Origin of the sequence: Paenibacillus sp. VTT E-133280 (genome assembly GCF_002264385.1) — a bacterium.
GTDB lineage: Bacteria > Bacillota > Bacilli > Paenibacillales > Paenibacillaceae > Paenibacillus_AQ > Paenibacillus_AQ nitricinens.
In genome coordinates, this window is record NZ_NFUX01000192.1 from 1 (window position 1) to 271 (window position 271).

Sequence of the window (271 nt, forward strand, 5' to 3'; positions counted from 1 at the left end):
AAGTTCGAGGCGGTGGATAACTACAACGGGACACAAGATCAGCTTCGCGGGTTAGCGGGAGCTATTGGAGAGCAAGGAGCAGCAGTTCAAGCCTATCTGTGGACGGATACGAATGAGAACGGTGAAGTAGATGCCGATGAATTAGGAACAGCTATCGCATTAGGCACCAGTGAAGCAGACGGATCTGTGAATGCAGCTAATGTCGGTGATTTGCGCGCAGGAACGTATCGTTTCGTGATTACCGCTAAGGATTCATCCAATAATGAATCGG

Annotated in this window: 1 protein-coding gene; it reads left to right on the plus strand. The window is 49.4% G+C overall.

The features are described 5' to 3' along the window. A partial coding sequence (locus tag CA600_RS31490; RefSeq protein ID WP_179281796.1) for a hypothetical protein occupies positions 1-271 on the plus strand: 271 nt, incomplete at both ends.